Here is a 16,064-nt window from a genome sequence, read left to right on the forward strand (position 1 = left end):
TCGCCGCGGCGGCGCCCTCAGGTGGACGTGGCGCCGGGGACCCTCATGTGCCCTTTCTGCCCGAGGGGTTGGGCAGGCCCGGCGGTCCAGGTGATGTGCGGAGGTTCGACACGTGCGCACAGGGGGTTGCCGTGCGCGTCGCTGAGGCCGAGGTGTCCGACGAGGAGGCCTTCGCGCGCGGCGGCGGCGAGCACCTGCGGGGGCACGGCGTCGAGCATCAGCTTGGCGCGGCGGAACATCGTGAAGACGCCCGACTCGTCGACGGTGCCCCAGGACAGGTAGACGAACCGGCGGCCCAGGCGGTCCTGCACGTAGGGGCCTTTGATGTCGGTGCCGGCCGGCGAGGCGGCCGCCGTGCAGGGCAGGGTCCATGTCGCGGACTCGGCGTCGCCGGGCTGTGGGTCGAGGAGTTCGGCGGGACGGTCACGGCGTTGCACCGCGACATGGATGTCGCGGTACTCGGGGAAGGCGGCGTCGGCGGGGGCCGGACAGGTGCGGCCGGGCAGGTCGACGGCGTCGATACGGATGCGCATGCCGGCCATCATCCCGTCGTGGCCGTGGCGGGCGCCTCGCGGTGCCGTGGCGGGGTCGGTGGCGGGGGCCCGGTGCGCGGGGCGGACTGTTCCACAAGTGCTGTTGCTGCGTGCGAGTGGTGGATCTCCCGGCTGGGTCGTAGCGTCGTGGGAGGAGGCATCCTCCGCGTGGGAAGGCAGCCGGTCGGCGCCCGCCGTGCAGGCGGGGCCCGGCGGGTGGGCCGGACGGACGTGGGGGCCAGGGAGTCCAAGGAGAACGCGGCCGGGAGCGGACATGCGAAAACTCACCGTCAGGGCGGCAGTCACGTTCTGTGCCGCGGTATCGCTCGCCACTGTCATGGGAACGGCGGATGCCGCTCCGGTGACGTCGCCGCGGTCCGCGCACACCCTCGCGCAGGAGTCGACGCAGCCCTCGGTGCCGACGCAGCCCGTCATCGTCGACTGCTTCTGGCATCCGCAGGTGGAACCCGGCAACTTCGTGCTCGCCTGCGGTGACGGCAACAGCCGCCTCACCTCGTTGCAGTGGTCGCGCTGGGACGCCAACTCCGCGGTGGCCAGCGGCGTCAACGTGGTCAACGACTGCAAGCCGTACTGCGCCGCGGGGACCTTCCGCAAATACCCCGTCACCGTACGGCTCGACCGCCCGCAGACATGGAAGAAGAACCCCCAGTCCTCGCAGTACACCCGGTTGAGCCTCGTCTACACCGACAGCAAGCCCGCCGGATACGGGCAGACGGTCGCCTACCCCCTGTGGAACTGACCCGCGCGGCCGTGCCCAGGGGCTTGTCGCGGGCCGCGTCACCTGGTCTTCTGTACCCCGGTTGACCGGCAAGGCGTCCGCCTGCCGGCTCGCCGGGCCGTCCCGCGTCCGGCGCGGACGCGGGACCTCGAGGTGGAGCGGCGTGGAGTCAGTGGCCGGGCAGGACGTACAGGGTGCACTGCCCGAGGGGCTGGACGCGGCCATCCGCGAAACCGCCCGGGAGATCGCCGCGCTGCTGCGCCGGGATGCGGACATGGCGCTGCCGGTACCCGGCTCGCGGTGGAGCGTCGGGGAGGCGGCGGCGCATCTGGCGCAGGCCAACGAACTGATGGCGCAGCTCGCGGCAGGGCAGGTACGCGGCTACGGGGACGGGACGCCGCAGAGCCTCGCCGCGGCCAACGAGCAGGCCCTCGCCGCGTTCGGCGAGCGCAGGGCGAAGCCGCTGGCGGTGATGATCGAGGCGCAGGCCGAGGCGTATCTGCGGGCGTGGGAGGCGGGTGCCGCGCGGGGAACCCTCGTCACCCCGCTGGGCCCGATGGGCGCGGACGTGCTGGGGTCCTACCTGCTGACCCACATGCTGGGTCACGGATACGACCTCGCCCGCGCGCTGGGCCGGCCGCACATGATCGACCGCGCCCGGGTCGATCTGACCGTGCCGTTCCTGCTCACGGCCATGCCGCGGGTGACCGACGCCGCCCGTGCGGCCGGGCTGGACGCGCGCTACACGATCCGGCTGCGGGGCGGTGCCCGGTTCGGTGTCACGGTGAGCGACGGTGTCGTACAGGTCGACCCGCGGCCACCGGCCCGGCCGGACTGCACCATCCTGACCGAGCCGGTCACCTTCCTGCTGATGGCGCTCGGCCGCCGTGGCCAGTGGAGCGCCATCGGGCGGGGCGGCATCACCGTCTGGGGTCGCAGGCCCTGGCTCGCTCCCCGCTTCCCGGGCCTCTTCACGGCACCCTGACCGCGGTGACGGCGGCGGGGGCGGTCACCTCCGGCCGGGTGCGCCGGCCGCCGGGGTGGTGTCCAGCAGGACCAGCAGGGTCGCGCGGTGGAGGTCGGCGATCGGGCCGAGGAGATCCGGGTGACGCAGCAGGGGGGCCGCCCGGTGGTCGCGGGGGCTGGGGACGGTGAGCCTGCGGGCGCTGCCGATGCCGTCGGTGCCGTGGTGGGTGGCGGCCAGGCAGGCCGTCGCCACGGCGGCGAGATCGGCGTCGGCCAGCAGACAGGCCGCCCAGCTGACGACGGTCTCGTCGACCCAGGTGCGCCAGAGATACTCGGCTCCGGTCGGCGCGTGCACGTCGGCGCCGGTCACGTAGTCCAGCCGGCCCGAGCCTCCGGGGCCGAGCAGGCCGAGCAGTTCGGCGTCCAGCGGGGTGGGGTAGCGCAGCGCGGCGGCGATGGTGACCGCGTGCTGCGCCTGGGCCTCGGCCAGGGCATGGTTCAGCGAACCGGCCGCCGGCGGGAACGCCGACAGCAGCCAGCGCGCGGAGGCGCTGATGACGGGTGAGAGTTCGCTGGGCATGGTGACCGTCCTTCGCAGGTGCCCGCCGTGGCCCGTGCCCGGCCGAGCAGGTCGCGGGCCTCGTGACGCCGGAGGGGGCAGGCGCGTGGGCAGCAAACGTAAGGGCGGCCGTTGTGGCGGCGACAGGGCGTAGGTCACAGAACGGGGTGTGAGCTTGTCCGCCGCCCCGCCGCCCTCACGGGCTGTCCGCCGTCCTGAGGGGTTGGGTGCCGGGTTTCAGGGGTTGTCGCCGCCCTCAGGGGTTGGGTGCCGGAGCTCAGGGGTTGGGTGCCGGGTTCAGGGGTTGGGTGCCGGGTTCGGGCTGGCCGTGCGCCTGCTGGGCGTGTTTGGGCAGCAGGCCCACCAGCAGCAGCGTCAGGAGGTTCAGGCCCGCGGCGATGGCGAAGACCAGTTCCGCGGCGGCGAGGCGGGAGGACAGGGACGGGTGCCCGGCCCGGGCGAAGAACACCGTGCCGAGGGCGGCGACACCGATGGCGCCGGCGAACTGCTGGACGGCGTTGAGCAGGCCCGCGCCGGTGCCGACCTCCTCGGCGGTGGCGTCGCCGATGATGAAGTCGACCAGCGGGACGAACACCAGCCCGGAGCCGAAGCCGGTCAGCAGCAGCGCGGGCGCCAGTTTCCAGACGGTGATGCCGGCGCCGAAGTGGGCGAGGGACCACCACAGGGCCAGCAGGCCGACGACGGCGACGGCCAGCCCCAGGTGCAGGCTCGCGCGTCCCAGCTTCTCGGCGAGCACGGCGCCCGCGAGCAGCACGGCGACGGCCGTGCCGAGGGCCCAGGGGATCAGGGTGAGGCCGGTGCGCAGTGGCGTCCAGTGCATGCCCTGCTGCAGCAGCAGGTTGATGACGAGGACGAACGCGCTCAGTGACGCGTAGAACCCGGCCACGATCACCAGGCCGACGACGAAGCTGCGCTTGCGGAACAGCGACGGTGTGATGACCGGGTGCCGGCTGCGCCGCTGGGAGACGACGAACAGGGCGAGCAGGACGACCGAGGCGGCCATCATGACGTAGGTCCAGGCGGGCCAGCCGAGGTCGCGTCCCTGGATGAGCGGGACGATGAGCAGGGCCGAGGCCGCGGTGAGCAGGCCGACGCCGGTGAGGTCGAGGCGGGCGGCCGGGTCCTCCCCGCCGCGGTGGGGCAGGACGCGCCGGGCGAGCGCGCCGGCGACGACGCCGAGGGGCACGTTGATCAGGAAGATGGAGCGCCACTGGCTGCCGAACAGGTCCAGGTGGAGCAGCCAGCCGGCCAGGATGGGCCCGCCCACCATGGTCAGGCCCATCAGCGGGCCGACCGGGGTCAGGGCCCTGCGCAGGTGCTGCGGCGGGAAGACGACCTTCACCAGGGCCAGGCCCTGCGGGATCATCACCGACCCGCACAGGCCCTGCAGCGTGCGGGCGACTATCAGGAAGACCGGGTCGGGTGCGAGACCGCAGGCCAGCGAGGTCAGGGTGAAGCCGGCCATGCCGAGCAGGAAGAGCCGTCGGCGCCCGAGCAGGTCCCCGAGCCGTCCCGAGGTGACCAGGCCGAGCGCGAAGGCCGCGGTGTAGGCGCTCAGCACCCACTGGACCGTGGTCTGGCCGCCGCCGAGGTCCGCGTGGATGGACGGGCCGGCGAGGCCGGCGATGCTGGAGTCGATGAGATCCATGACGTCGGCCATGACCACGACGGTCAGGACGAGCCAGGCGGTGCGCGACGGCGGTGTGCTGGTGGGAGGCGCCTCGGACGAGCGCTGGTCGATGGACACGAACACTGTTCTACATTGGATCGCCGTTCTGAACAATACGAACACTGTTCCTGGTGGCGCGGAACAGTGTTCGTCGATTGGTTAGACTGCCCGTATGTCACCGACTCCGGAGCAACGGCGCGCGGCCCGGCACCAGCTCGGCACCGGTTCGAGCGCGCCCGCGGCCCGGCGTGGACCGTCCGGCGGGCGCAAGAAGCCGATCACGGTCGACGCCATCATCAGCACCGCGTTCGGCATCGTGGAAGCGGAGGGGTACGACGCCCTGACGATGCGGCGGGTGGCCACCGCGCTGGAGACGGGGCCGTCGTCGCTCTACGCCCACGTGGTCAACAAGGAGGATCTGGACGAGCTGCTCATCGGCCGCCTGTGCGCCGAGATCGAGCTGCCCGAGCCGGACCCCGCCACCTGGCGGCAGCAGATCGCCGGCGTCTGCACCCAGCTGCGCGACCAGTATCTGCGGTACCCGGGCATCTCCCGGGCGGCCTTCGCCGCCGCTCCGTCCAACCTGGACACGCTGCGGGTCGGCGAGGGCATGCTCGCCATCCTGCTCGCGGGGGGCATCGACCCGCAGATCGCCGCCTGGGCGCTCGACTCGCTGTCGCTCTACGTCAACGCCTACAGCCTCGAGGTCTCCCTGGCGAGCAGCCGGATGGGCCGCGGTGACGACGGCTGGGTCGTCAGCCGCGACGAGCTGCTGCGCCGGTTCGCCGCGCTGCCCGACACCTTCCCCCAGACCAAGCGCTACGCCGCCGAGCTGACCGCCGGAACCGTCCACGACCGCTTCGACTTCACCATCGGCCTGATGATCGACGGGCTCCCGGGCGCACGCTGAGATCCCCGCACCGGCCGGCGAACCGGTGAACCTGCTCCGCGGCCCCGCCGGGCCCCGGCGCGCCCGGCGGCCGGGGGCCGCTGAGGCGGTGGCCGGGGGCCGGTGAGGCGGTGGCCGGGGCCCGGCGGCGCCGGATGATCACGCGAACGCGTGCCGCCCGGCGCCTGTGCGGGCCCCGGCCACCGCAGGCCGGGGTCGTCCCGCCCGGCCGGGTCAGCCGGGCGCGGCGGGCCTTGACTCCGTCGGCCTCGGAACATGCGGCCCGTATCCCCTCGTTCACACCCTCGGCGGAGGGGAGATCCCCGGGCGGGTGTCACCGTCCGCGTACGGCGGGAGGGCGTGTGGCGCTCCCGCGGGCGGGGGGAAAAGATCTTCTAGCCGAGTCTGCGGTCGAGGTTGAAGGCCGCGCTGATCAGGGCGAGGTGGGTGAACGCCTGGGGGAAGTTCCCCTGCTGCTCGCCCGTGTGGCCGATCTCCTCCGCGTACAGGCCGAGGTGGTTGGCGTAGGTGAGCATCTTCTCGAACGCGAGCCGGGCCTCGTCCAGCCGGCCCGCGCGGGTGAGGGCCTCGACGTACCAGAACGAGCAGATCGAGAACGTGCCCTCCTCGCCCTGGAGGCCGTCGGGGCTGGCCTGCGGGTCGTAGCGGTAGACCAGTGAGTCGGACACCAGGTCCTCGCCCAGCGCGTCCAGGGTGGCGAGCCACTTCGGGTCGGTCGGGGAGATGAACTTCGCCAGCGGCATCATCAGCAGCGACGCGTCGAGGATGGAGCTGTTCTCGTACTGGACGAAGGCATGGCGTTCGGCGGACCACCCGTGGCTCATGATCCGCCGGTAGATCGCGTCCCGTACCCTGCCCCAGCGGACCATGTCGGAGGGCAGGCCGCGGTGCTGGGCCAGCCGCATCGCCCGTTCGATCGCGACCCAGCACATCAGCCGCGAGTACAGGAACGGCTTGCGTCCGCCGCGGGTCTCCCACACCCCCTCGTCGGGCTGGTCCCAGTGGTCGCACACCCAGTCGACGAGCTCGCAGATGCTGTCCCAGTGCCCGCTGGAGATGGGCTTGCCCCACTTGTCGTAGAGGTAGAACGAGTCGAGCAGTGCCCCGTAGATGTCCAGTTGCAGCTGGCCGACGGCGGCGTTGCCGACGCGTACGGGGGCCGATCCGCGGTAGCCCTCGAGATGGGGCAGTTCACGCTCGGGCAGGTCGAGGCGGCCGTCGATGCCGTACATGATCTGCAGGGGTCCCTCGGTCTGGGACGCCCGGGCCGATTCGAGCCCGACGTTCTCGGTGAGGAAGCCCATGAAGGCCTCGGCCTCGTCGATGAATCCGAGCCTGAGCAGCGCGTAGACACAGAACGCGGCGTCGCGGACCCACACGTAGCGGTAGTCCCAGTTGCGTTCGCCGCCTACCTGCTCGGGCAGGCTGGTGGTCGGCGCGGCGATGATGGCGCCGGTCGGCGCGTAGGTGAGCAGCTTCAGGGTGAGGGCGGAGCGGTGCACCATCTCCCGCCAGCGGCCGCGGTAGCGCGACTGGGACAGCCAGTGCCGCCAGTAGCGCACGGTCGCGTTGAACTCCCTCTCCGCCTCGGCCACGGCGCAGAAACGCGGTGCCACCTCACCACCGATCCGGTCGATGGTGAAGACGGCGGACTCGCCCTCGTGGAGTTTGAACAGCGACCACACGTCCGGGCCCGCGACCTCGATGGGCACCGTGGAGGTCAGCGCGAGATGGAGGGAGGGCGACTCGAAGACGGCCTGGCCGTCGTACACGTGCACGGTGTGCGGCACGGAACCGTACTCGAAGCGGGGAGCGACGCGCGCGCGGAAGGGCAGTGTTCCGCGCACGCACACCACGCGGCGGATCAGGCGGTGCCGGCCGGCCTCGCGCGAGTCGTCGACGACCGGCATGAAGTCCTGGATCTCGCCGACCCCGTCCTCCGCGAAGAAGCGGGTGATGAGCACGTTGGTGTCGGGGAAGTAGAACTGCTTCGTGCGCGCGGGGACGTCCGCGGCCAGTTCGAAGGACCCGCCCCGCTCCGCGTCGAGGATCGAGGCGAAGACGCTGGGCGCGTCGAAGCGGGCGCAGCAGTACCAGTCGATGGTGCCGTTCGTGCCGACCAGGGCCGCGCTGCGCAGGTCGCCGATCAGGCCGTGTTCGGCGATCGGCAGGTAGGCGGGTGTGTCGGCGCCACGGGGGCCGGGGCCGCGGGGGCCGGGGGCACCGGGGTCGCGGCGAAGTCCTTCTGGCGCTCCGGTGTCGGTCGTCGCTTCAGCCACGTCAGCCTCCTCGGGCTGTCGGCCTGGCCACCCCCTTGCCACTCCAGGCTAACCAGTCCCCGGAACCTGGGCTTGGGGAGCGGGCGGGCCGCCCGGCGCGGCGGCGGGGGGCGCGATCAGGTCCGGCCGCGGTGGTGGGCGGGGGGTGCGGCGACCAGGGTCTGGGCGAGCGGGATCCGGGCCAGCAGGACCGCTCCGTACAGGATCAGGCCGGCCCCGGCGATCTCGGGGACCAGCCACCAGCCGGTGCGCACCTCCTCCGCGTACAGGGTGACGCCCAGGGCGAGGCTGACCAGGGCGTCGCCGAGGGTGAGGGCGGGCTGGGAGGCGACCAGGGGGCCGGACTGGACGGCGTTCTGCAGCAGGAACAGTGCGCAGACCCCGGCGGCGGCGAAGGCGTAGGTCTGCCAGGCGAGGAAGAAGCCGGTGACACCGCCCGTCTGCCACGCGTGGGTGGCGTCCTTGATCAGGGCCGCGGTGAGCGCGTAGCCGATGGCCGCGGCGCTGCCGAAGCAGGCCGCGCGGGCGCGTCCGGCGGGCAGGCGCAGCGCGATCCGGACGGCGGCCGCCATGACGCCCACACAGCAGATGATGGCCACGGCCCAGCCGCCCGCGGCGGCATGGTCGGTGCCGGCCGAGGGTGCCGCCGCGGCCAGTGCGACGCCCAGCCCGGCGGCGATGCACACCACGGCCGTCCAGCCGCGCCGGGTCACCCGCCGGCGCAGCACCAGGCCGCCGATCAGCAGGGCGAAGGGAAGTTCCAGGACGAAGATCGGCTGTACGACGGCCAGGGCGCCGTTGACCAGGGCCAGCGCCTGGAAACAGGCCGCCGCCATGACCGCGCCCATGCCGCCGAGCCAGGCCGGCCGGTGCAGCAGGTCGACGAACAGGCGGGCGCGGAAGCCCTCGGACAGGGGGACGTCCTGCGCGGCGCGGCGCTGGAGGACGGTGGCGGTCGCGTTGCTGGCGGCGGCCAGCAGGGCGAAGACGACGGAGACCACCATGCCCACCGGCCTGTCCCTCCTCGCTGTGTCCCGGCGCTCCCGTGTCTGCCGGATGCGGCCCGGCGTGGGGGCCGGTCATGCCCATGCTCCCGCGACGGCGCGGTGTCCGCTCCCTGACGGTACGGTGCGGGACGCCGAGGGGCTGCCGCCCCCGGACCCCGCATCGGCCTGAACGGCCTCGTCCTCGAACGCCGGACGGGCTGGAGATGCGAGCCCCGCGCTGGTGGGTCGCCCTCGAAGGCTGACGCCCAGGGTCATGCATTTCAGCCCGTCCGGCGTTCGAGGACGAGCCCTTCGGGCGAGCGGGGGTCTGGGGGCGGCAGCCCCCAGGGGCGTTGGTGCACCGCCGCGTGCCGGTGCCGGTGGTGTGCGCGGTCGGCGCGCCGCGGGCTGCGCGGGCAGGTCGAAGACGTGTCCCGGTGGGACGCTCCTCGTGACCGCCTCGCCGAAGAGCGTGCGGGGTGCGGCGCCGTCGTGACTGATGTCGGTGTTCAGGAACGCGACCAGGGTGGCCTGCGCCGACGGCAGGTGGACGGTCAGTGACTCGTAGCCCGGCAGGGAGCCGTTGGACGGGAGGGCCGGGGGCCGTCGGGCGGTACGCCCCCCGGGCGGCACCGGCAACCGGGAGCAACCGGGCAGCGGCGTGTTCGGCCGCGGACGTGGCGGTGCGGTTCAGAGGCCGGGCGAGGGCTCCGCGGCGAGGGTGCGGTCGGCGTCGGGGAGCCAGGAGTCCGGCGGCCGTTCGAGCCAGTTCCCGGCCGAGCCGAGGGCTTGAGCGGCGTCGGCCAGCGCTCTCACTCCCGGGTGGCGAAGGCCGCGGCGCCAGACCAGGGAGACGGGCGAAAGAGGCACCGGGTCGGTCAGGGGACGCAGGGCCATCTCCGGAACGTCCGAGAAGTCGACGTTGGCCAGCACCGACCAGCCCTGCTTGCGCATGACCCGCCGGAACTCGGCCTCGCCCTCGATCTTCGGGAAGGGCGGTGCCAGGTCGACACCGCGGCCCGCGAACAGGGCGCGCGCGTAGTCCGTCCACTCGGTGGTGTCCTCGTTGCCCGCGGCGGCGTACACGGTTTCGCCGGCCAGCGCGGCCAGCGGCACCCGCGGCAGGGCGGCCAGCGGGTGCTCCGGGGGCAGGTGCACCGCCAGTCGGTCATAGCGGATCAGCCGGTGTTCCAGACCGGCGCGGACAGCCGCCGGCAGCCCGGCGACGCGGCCGAAGGAGACGTCGAGCCGGCCGGCCGCCATCTCGGCCGCCGCCCGCGTCAGGCCACTGTGGAACCGGGAGACGAACTCCAGGCCGGGAGCCGCCTCCCTGGCCGCTGCCAGGACACGTGGCCCGGTGGAGCCGTGGAGCGCGACGTCGACGATCAGAGGGCGGGCGTTCCCCTCGGCCGGGATCTGCTCCAGTTCCCGGCCCAGCTGTTCCTGGGCGGCCAGAACATGCCGCACGACGGGCAGCAGCCGCTGCCCCTCGCGGGTCAGGGCCACATGCCGGGTGTCCCGCTCGAACAGGGCCCTGCCCCACACCCGTTCCAGGTGCCGGATGTCCCGGCTGAGCGCCTGCTGCGCGACGAACAGCCGGGCGGCGGCCCGGGTGAAGTGCAGCTCCTCGGCGACGGCCACGAAGGCACGCAGCAGCCTGGGGTTGATGTCATGACGCACGCCCCCATTCTCACCACGGGCGTTGCGGGGTCACGGGCTGGGGCACAGGGTCAGGTGGCGGCGGGTGGGCGGCCTGGGGCCGGGTGTCGCAGCGGGGGCCGCCGCAGCGGGAGCGGTGCGGCGGGCGGCCGGGTGGGGGCCGGCGGGCTGCGGGCGCTCCTCGCGGACGACGGCCTGCAGGGCGTGGCCGAAGCGGGTGATGTCGTCGGGGGTGCTGCCGTGGTGGAGGGATGCGCGCAGGGCGGTGCCCGCGGGGTGGTCCAGGAGCGGGATCTCCTGCGCGACCGTCTTCCACAAGACGACGCCGCGGGCCGCGAGTTGCCGGCGCACGAGCGCGGCGGGCAGTTCCCGGTGACGGAAGGCGAGGATGCCGGACTGGACCAGGCCCGGCGTGATCAGTTCGGCGCCGGGTGTCTCCTCGACCGCGGCGCGCAGGGCGGGCAGCAGCCGCAGTCCGTCGTGTCCGGCGGGCCCGGTGAGGGTCGCCGCGTGGTGGGCCAGGGCGGCGTTGAGGCCCGCGACGGCCGCGTTCTGCGGCGGGGCGCGGTGTGCGGCGGCCTCCTCGAACGTGTCCCGCAACCGGGGTGCCAGGTAGGCGAATCCGACGTCGTGGGGTCCGCGCAGGAACCTCCAGCCGTCGCCGGTCAGCAGATGGCATCCGATACGGGCGGCGTCCACGGGGAGCTGGCCGGCGGCGTAGGAGGCGTCGACGGCGTACAGGCACCGGTGCGGGGCGAGGATCCGCCCGATGGTCTCGACCGGGTTGACGATGCCGCGGCCGGAGGGGACGTGGACGACCGAGACGAGGGCGACGTCGTCGTCGATGTGCCGGGCCATCCATTCCAGGTCCAGGTCTCCGTCCTCACGCAGCGGGACGACCTCGAGCCGGCAGCGGGTGCGGTCGCGCAGGGCGTACAGGGCCGTCAGGTTGGCCACTCCCTCGTAGGGGGTCGTCCAGATCCGGTCGCCGCGGCCGGGGCCGAGGTGGCGGACCAGCGCGTCGAAGGCGGTCGCCGCGTCCGTGACGACGGCGGTGTCGGCGGCCGGGACGCCGAGCAGGGCGCCGAGACGGTCGTGGATCTCGGTGCGCAGGACGTGTTCGAGGTGTTCCTCGAGTTCGTGCGGCCCGTAACGGTCCTCACGGGCCGCGCAGTCGGCGACGAGTGCGCGTACGGCGGCGGGCATACGGCCCCAGCCCGCCGTGTCCAGATGGACCGTCCGCCCGGCCGGGCCGCCCGCCGTGTTCCGGTCGTCCCGGCCGCTGCGGCTGTCGCGGTCCGTGCGGTCACTCCGGTCCGTGCGGCCCGTACGGTCTGTGCGGTCTGTGCGGTCGCTTGTGGGCGTGCAGTCCCTTCGGTCCTTCTGATCCGTGGATGACGGCGTCGCGTTCATTTCCGGGGCCTCCCCCCGCTGTCGGGGCCATCGGCTGCCAGGACGCGGGGGCCGCTGTGCGCGAACCCCACGAGCAAGCATTGCCAACGTGCTTGGCAATATGTTGCCTAGCGGGGGGTCGTGGTGGCAACGTCGGCTCCGGCGGCGCTCTAGTGAAGGGGCCGCGAAAGGGCCGCGAAAGCGCTGTTCACCCCTTCGGAACCGGGCCCGACCAGGCCCGGAAACAGGGCCGTTGACAAACTTTGCCAGGCATCCGTGCAGGCAGGTCCCCCTCTCTCGTCGGTCTCCAGCTCATCTCCAGCGAATGCCGAGCGGATCCCGAGTTCGCGTTGCCAAGCTTCTTGGCAAGAAGTTACCAACGCAGATTCGCTTCATTGCCACGGAGGAGCCGTCATGAAGAACCTCGCCCGCATCGCCGTCACCACCGCCGCCGTCGCCTCCGCCGTCCTCACCGTCGGCGGCGTCAGCAGCGCCGCGCAGAGCATCGGCCGGCCGCAGTCGGCGGGCACCACGGTCTCCTCCGCCATCGGGTGGCCGGCCGCCGCCGTCACCTACGCCGACAACACCGACATCGGCTGGCCCAAGACGGCGACCGTCGCGGCCGACTCCGCGGACAACACCGACATCGGCTGGCCCAAGGCGGTCACCGTCGCGGCCGACGACACCAACATCGGCTGGCCCAAGGCCACCTACGCCACCGCCACGGGCGACATCGGCTGGCCCAAGGCGGACACCGTCGCGGCCGACGACACCAACATCGGCTGGCCCAAGGCGGACACCGTCGCGGCCGTCTGACGGGCACGGATGCCGTATCCGACCACAGGTCCGCCGCAACCCGGCGCACCCACCGAGCCCACCGAACCAACCGAGTCTTGAGGCCCCCGCCGGCAGCGCCGTGGCGGGGGCTTCGGTCGTGTGCCGGGCGATCGCGGCGGCCGGCCTGAGCAGGCGTCCACGGCGGCTCGAGCGGGATCCGGCACGGTGCTGCTCGGAGCACCGCTCCCCCTCTCCCGTGTCCGGAAGGAAGTCGCCCGATGGCCCACGTACCGTGGAACGCGAAATTCGAGGACGTACTGCGCCAGGGCCTGCCGGGGCTCGGCAAGGACAAGGAGCCCGCGGCCGACGTTCCGATGGAGGCCTACGGGCTGGACTCGATGGCACTCATCGGCATCGTCGGCGCACTGGAGTCGGCGTTCCGGGTCAGTCTGGCCGGCCAGGTCGTCATCCCCGTGCACACCCTGACCGCCGGTCAGCTGTGGGGCATCCTCTCCGCCGCGCTGCAGCCGGCCTGGGACGAGAGCCGGCCCTCGGCAGCCGGTCGGCGTACACGGGACCTGGGTCCCTGGGCCGTCGCCTGACCGTTGCCGCACACCCCGGCGCCGGCCGCAGCACCACTCCCCCGGACACTCCCGAGGACATGTGCGGCGGCCCCTTCGACAGCACTTCCGCCCTCGACAGCGTCCCGGCGCCGGTGACGGTGCCGGGAACAGCCGGGAACAGCCGGAATACCAGGCCCCCGCCGGTCACAGTGCCGTGGCGGGGGCCTCCCGTACGCCGGTCATGTTCGGTGCCACGCCCCAGGCGCTCAGGTCGCGGTGCCGCTCCAGCCAGCCGCAGGCCAGGTCCACGAGGTCGGCGACCGGGCACAACAGGGCGCGGGCGGCGGCGAGGGGGCCCTCCCGGACCAGACCGGCGCGGGCGGCCCGGTCGCCGATGCGCGCGTAGTCACCCTCGTACATGACGAGTTGGTCGCTGCCCTGCCAGACGGTGGCCCCGTCGTGTCCCGCGCGGGGCACCCGCATGCGGTGGACGCGGCGCCCCGGGTAGGGGGTGAGGTGTTCGGCCAGGTGCAGGACGGTGCACTTGTCCCAGCCCACCCCGATCAGCAGGACCTTCGCGGCCGCACCGCCCAGCGCGCTCAGCGGGCTGCGCGCGCCCAGGCCGTAGGGCAGCGGGTGGGCGGCGAGCAGGGCGGGCGCGGCGGGGCCGGAGGCGGCCAGCGAGTAGAGCGGGTGCGTGGAGCGGTGGACGCCGGGCAGGGTCCGTACGAACTCGGGGAAGCGGCCAAGGCGTGGCTGGACGGGGTGCACGTCCGGGTCGAACGGGGGCAGGGACGCCCTGATGTGGGGCCACCACGTGGGGGGCACGGGCCGCTGGACCCAGGTCGCCGGGTCGGTCAGGTAGGTGGTGAAGGCGGGCACCACGAGGGTTCCCGACGCCCCGACGGCCTCCCGCAGGGCCCGCAGGAGGGCGACGGGCCCGCCCACCGTCCAGCCCAGGGCGCTCAGCGAGGTGTGGACCATGACGACGTCACCGCGCTCGACGCCCAGGGCCCGCAGGTCCCGGGCCAGTTCGCGGCCGTCGTAGGGGCCGGGGGTGCGGGCATCGGCGGCGGGGTGCAGCATCCGTGCCTCCGGTATCTGCGGTGTCTTTGACCTCTTCGGTCTCTTCGGGGTCAGTCCAGGGCGGGCTGGTCCGCGGTGGGCCGGGGTGCCGGCGCTTCGGCGGCTGAGGCGGCAGCGGCGGCAGCGGCGGCGGCGCGTACGGCGGGCTGGACGAGGAGGGCCGCGGCGGTGAACAGGACCGCGGCCGCCGTCCAGCCGAGCCCGGAGCCGTGGCCGATGAACGCGGTCAGGATCAGCGGGCCGAGGATCGACTGCAGGCCGTGGTGGAGCTGGAAGGCGCCGAGGTACTCGCCGCGCCGGTCCTCGGGGGCCAGGCCGATGCCGATGCCGAAGGACCCGGCCGCGTGCCACAGTTCGGCGCCGGTCATCACCACGAAGGCGGCGCACACCAGGAACCCGGCGGTGAGGGTGTCGAGATGGCCGGTGGGGATCAGGAGCAGGCAGGACGCGGCCCCGGCGAGGCCCGCGCGGCGGGCGAGGCGGGCGGCGCCGGGCAGGTCGTCGCTGCCCCTGGCCGCCCGGACCTGGAGCAGTACGCACAGCACGGTGTTGAGTCCGATGAGCAGGGGGGTGAGCACGGTGGGCAGACCGGTGCCGACGACGATCCACAGCGGGATGGCCACCGCCAGCACGGAGTCGTGCAGCGACAGCGCCGCGTTGACCGCGACGACCCGCAGGAACGGCCCGTCGCGCAGCGCCGTGAAGCGTCCCGCGGCGGGCGGGGCGGGGCGGGCGGCGGCCGCGGGCAGCCGGTGCACCAGCAGGCCCGCCACCAGGAACGTGACGCCGTTGGCGAGCGGGATGACCTGGAGGGCGCCACGGGTGCCGACGGCGAGCAGGACCGCGGCGGCCAGGGTGCCCAGGCCCATGCTGGCGTTGCCGACGGAGCGGATGGCGGCGCGCGCGTTCACCCGGTCCTGGCCGGGGGCGAGTTCGGCGATCAGGGACATGAAGGAGGGGCCGGTGCCGAACTGCAGGGCGCCCACCGCCACCGCCAGGACGACGAACTGCCAGGCCGCGTGCACGGCGGGCAGTGCGAGGTAGCCGCAGCCCAGCCCGATCAGCAGCCAGGTCAGCAGCGGGCGTGCCCCGGTGCGGTCGGCGACCATGCCGAACAGCACCGAGGCCAGCAGCCCGGTCAGTCCGGCGGCGGACAGCGCCATGCCGATCTGGGCCGGGCTCAGGCCGGTGACCTGGGTGAGGTAGACCGCGGAGCCGGACATGTACAGGCCCACGCCGATGCCGTCGATGCCGTGCAGGACGGCGAGCTGCCGTGCGGGGCCTTGCAGACTGGCCGGGAACAGGGGCATGCGCGCTCTCCGCTCGGTCGTACGGCTACGGCTACGGCTACAGCTGCAGCTACGGGGTCGGGGTCGGGCGGTGGAAGGTCAGGGGGCGGGCGGGCCGAGGGGGCGCAGGACGGAGTAGAGGAGCTGGTCGTGCCAGGTGCCGGCGCGCCACTGGGCGCGGCGGACCCGGCCCTCCAGTGCGAAGCCGGCCTTCTCGGCGGCGCGTTGTTCGGCGAGGTTGCCGGCGTCGGTGCACACCTGGACGCGTTCGGCCCGGGTGTGGGTGAAGAGGTAGTCCACGAGCAGGCGCTGCGCCTGGGTTCCGATGCCCTGGCCGCGGTGGGCGGCGAACAGGCCGATCGCGATCTCCCAGCAGGCGGAGGTCTCCACGCGTCCCCACGCGCGGCGGAACCACTCGACGCGTCCGGCGAGGGTGTCGTCGACGGTGACGGACAGCATGTTCTCGTCACCGCCGAGCAGGCCTCGCTCGTCGAGCAGTCGGCGCAGCCGCAGGGTCGGCGTGTGCCCGAACCACTGGTAGGGGCCCGGTCCGTCGGGCCCGGCGAACTCCGTGTCGAACCGGTCGAGGTCCGCGGAGGTCACCGGGCGCAGCACGGTCGCCGGGCGCAGCACCGG

General features: G+C 73.6%; 15 protein-coding genes. 5 read left to right on the forward strand and 10 right to left on the reverse strand.

What is annotated here, in order from left to right:
* Positions 1-17: 17 nt before the first annotated feature.
* Positions 18-533 (reverse strand): DUF5990 family protein, encoded by a 516-nt coding sequence (locus tag OG199_RS00555; RefSeq protein ID WP_405827221.1) that lies wholly within the window; start codon positions 531-533, stop codon positions 18-20.
* 274 nt (positions 534-807) lie between these two features.
* On the opposite strand from OG199_RS00555, the gene OG199_RS00560 reads away from it, so the two are divergent.
* On the forward strand, positions 808-1,293 hold the full coding sequence (locus tag OG199_RS00560; RefSeq protein ID WP_356808355.1) for a hypothetical protein: 486 nt from the start codon (positions 808-810) through the stop codon (positions 1,291-1,293).
* A 142-nt stretch (positions 1,294-1,435) separates the two neighbouring features.
* A complete protein-coding gene (locus OG199_RS00565; protein WP_401808865.1) occupies positions 1,436-2,257 on the forward strand; it encodes a maleylpyruvate isomerase family mycothiol-dependent enzyme in 822 nt (273 codons plus the stop codon).
* A 24-nt stretch (positions 2,258-2,281) separates the two neighbouring features.
* Here OG199_RS00565 and OG199_RS00570 read toward each other — a convergent pair whose 3' ends face one another.
* Both OG199_RS00570 and OG199_RS00575 read right to left on the reverse strand, forming a co-directional pair.
* On the reverse strand, positions 2,282-2,818 hold the full coding sequence (locus tag OG199_RS00570) for a hypothetical protein (RefSeq protein WP_356808351.1): 537 nt from the start codon (positions 2,816-2,818) through the stop codon (positions 2,282-2,284).
* A 256-nt stretch (positions 2,819-3,074) separates the two neighbouring features.
* On the reverse strand, positions 3,075-4,565 hold the full coding sequence (locus OG199_RS00575; protein ID WP_401808863.1) for a DHA2 family efflux MFS transporter permease subunit: 1,491 nt from the start codon (positions 4,563-4,565) through the stop codon (positions 3,075-3,077).
* Between the two features lie 94 nt (positions 4,566-4,659).
* On the opposite strand from OG199_RS00575, the gene OG199_RS00580 reads away from it, so the two are divergent.
* Positions 4,660-5,397 (forward strand): TetR/AcrR family transcriptional regulator, encoded by a 738-nt coding sequence (locus OG199_RS00580; protein ID WP_401808860.1) that lies wholly within the window; start codon positions 4,660-4,662, stop codon positions 5,395-5,397.
* A gap of 374 nt (positions 5,398-5,771) precedes the next feature.
* Here the strand turns inward: OG199_RS00580 and OG199_RS00585 are convergent, their stop codons facing one another.
* From OG199_RS00585 to OG199_RS00600, 4 genes are all read right to left on the reverse strand, one after another.
* Positions 5,772-7,568, reverse strand: coding sequence for a glycoside hydrolase family 15 protein (locus OG199_RS00585; protein WP_405834375.1), 1,797 nt, complete (start codon positions 7,566-7,568; stop codon positions 5,772-5,774).
* 224 nt (positions 7,569-7,792) lie between these two features.
* Positions 7,793-8,680, reverse strand: a complete 888-nt coding sequence (locus OG199_RS00590; RefSeq protein ID WP_401808909.1) for a DMT family transporter — start codon at positions 8,678-8,680, stop codon at positions 7,793-7,795.
* 672 nt (positions 8,681-9,352) lie between these two features.
* Positions 9,353-10,342 carry a LysR family transcriptional regulator gene (locus OG199_RS00595; RefSeq protein WP_405827225.1) on the reverse strand — a complete coding sequence of 330 codons (990 nt, stop codon included), beginning with the start codon at positions 10,340-10,342 and terminating at the stop codon, positions 9,353-9,355.
* Between the two features lie 30 nt (positions 10,343-10,372).
* Positions 10,373-11,734: an aminotransferase class V-fold PLP-dependent enzyme gene (locus OG199_RS00600; protein ID WP_405827227.1), complete on the reverse strand. Its 1,362-nt coding sequence runs from the start codon at positions 11,732-11,734 to the stop codon at positions 10,373-10,375.
* 393 nt (positions 11,735-12,127) lie between these two features.
* Here OG199_RS00600 and OG199_RS00605 point away from each other — a divergent pair, with 393 nt between their 5' ends.
* Positions 12,128-12,529 carry a hypothetical protein gene (locus tag OG199_RS00605; protein WP_405827229.1) on the forward strand — a complete coding sequence of 134 codons (402 nt, stop codon included), beginning with the start codon at positions 12,128-12,130 and terminating at the stop codon, positions 12,527-12,529.
* Between the two features lie 239 nt (positions 12,530-12,768).
* The gene (locus tag OG199_RS00610) at positions 12,769-13,092 is read left to right on the forward strand and encodes an acyl carrier protein (protein WP_351725100.1); all 324 of its coding nucleotides are present in this window, start codon (positions 12,769-12,771) and stop codon (positions 13,090-13,092) included.
* Positions 13,093-13,257: 165 nt separating this feature from the next.
* Here OG199_RS00610 and OG199_RS00615 read toward each other — a convergent pair whose 3' ends face one another.
* The 3 genes from OG199_RS00615 to OG199_RS00625 all read right to left on the reverse strand — a co-directional run bounded on the left by OG199_RS00615 (position 13,258) and on the right by OG199_RS00625 (position 16,061).
* Complete coding sequence (locus OG199_RS00615) at positions 13,258-14,139, reverse strand: aminoglycoside N(3)-acetyltransferase (protein WP_401808848.1); 882 nt, start codon at positions 14,137-14,139, stop codon at positions 13,258-13,260.
* A 50-nt stretch (positions 14,140-14,189) separates the two neighbouring features.
* Positions 14,190-15,449: an MFS transporter gene (locus tag OG199_RS00620; RefSeq protein ID WP_405827231.1), complete on the reverse strand. Its 1,260-nt coding sequence runs from the start codon at positions 15,447-15,449 to the stop codon at positions 14,190-14,192.
* A 78-nt stretch (positions 15,450-15,527) separates the two neighbouring features.
* Positions 15,528-16,061, reverse strand: coding sequence for a GNAT family N-acetyltransferase (locus tag OG199_RS00625; RefSeq protein WP_405827233.1), 534 nt, complete (start codon positions 16,059-16,061; stop codon positions 15,528-15,530).
* Positions 16,062-16,064 lie beyond the last annotated feature (3 nt).

This window comes from Streptomyces sp. NBC_01176 (genome assembly GCF_045039825.1).
Taxonomy (GTDB): domain Bacteria; phylum Actinomycetota; class Actinomycetes; order Streptomycetales; family Streptomycetaceae; genus Streptomyces.